This window comes from Variovorax jilinensis, assembly GCF_030316885.1.
In the GTDB taxonomy this organism is placed as follows: domain Bacteria; phylum Pseudomonadota; class Gammaproteobacteria; order Burkholderiales; family Burkholderiaceae_C; genus Variovorax; species Variovorax jilinensis.
The window spans coordinates 1-1,197 of record NZ_JASZYQ010000020.1 but is presented as its reverse complement, the minus strand read 5'-3'; the positions used below and the strand labels follow the sequence as shown (position 1 = coordinate 1,197).

General features: G+C 64.0%; 1 protein-coding gene. It reads right to left on the bottom strand.

Features of this window, described 5'->3' with window-relative positions; genetic code table 11:
• Positions 1–1,192 (bottom strand): elongation factor Tu (gene tuf / locus QTH87_RS26165; protein ID WP_286613359.1); only part of this gene is annotated, 1,192 nt, incomplete at its 3' end.
• Positions 1,193–1,197: the final 5 nt, after the last annotated feature.

Here is a 1,197-nt window from a genome sequence, read left to right as displayed (position 1 = left end):
AGATGTCGAGGATCTTGGCCACGACGCCCGAACCCACGGTACGGCCGCCTTCACGGATGGCGAAGCGCAGGCCTTCTTCCATCGCGATCGGGTTGATCAGCTTCACGGTGATGCTGACGTTGTCGCCAGGCATGACCATTTCCTTGTCCTTGGGCAGCTCGATCGCGCCGGTCACGTCCGTCGTGCGGAAGTAGAACTGCGGACGGTAGTTGTTGAAGAACGGCGTGTGACGGCCGCCCTCGTCCTTCGACAGCACATACACCTCGGCGGTGAAGTGCGTGTGCGGCTTGATCGAACCCGGCTTGCACAGCACCTGGCCGCGCTCGACTTCTTCGCGCTTCGTGCCGCGCAGCAGCACGCCCACGTTGTCGCCAGCCTGGCCCTGGTCCAGCAGCTTGCGGAACATTTCCACGCCGGTGCAGGTGGTCTTGACCGTCGGGCGGATGCCCACGATCTCGATTTCTTCACCGACCTTGATCACGCCACGCTCGACGGCGCCGGTCACGACCGTGCCGCGACCCGAGATCGAGAACACGTCTTCGACGGGCATCAGGAAGGTGCCATCCACGGCGCGCTCGGGCGTCGGGATGTAGCTGTCGAGTGCGTCGGCCAGCTTCATGATGGCCTGCTCGCCCAGGGGACCCTTGTCGCCTTCGAGGGCGAGCTTGGCCGAGCCATGGATGATCGGGGTGTCGTCGCCCGGGAATTCGTACTTGTCCAGCAGCTCGCGCACTTCCATCTCGACCAGCTCGAGCAGTTCGGCGTCGTCCACCATGTCGCACTTGTTCAGGAACACGATGATGTAGCCCACACCCACCTGGCGCGCCAGCAGGATGTGCTCACGGGTCTGGGGCATCGGGCCGTCGGCGGCCGAGCACACCAGGATCGCGCCGTCCATCTGGGCGGCACCCGTGATCATGTTCTTCACGTAGTCGGCGTGACCCGGGCAGTCCACGTGCGCGTAGTGGCGGTTGGCCGTCTCGTACTCGACGTGCGCGGTGTTGATCGTGATGCCGCGTGCCTTTTCTTCAGGCGCCGCATCGATCTGGTCGTAGGCCTTCGCTTCGCCGCCGAACTTGGCCGACAGCACGGTGGCAATCGCCGCCGTCAGCGTCGTCTTGCCATGGTCCACGTGACCGATCGTGCCGACGTTGACGTGCGGCTTCGTGCGGGTGAATTTTCCTTTTGCCATTTTCT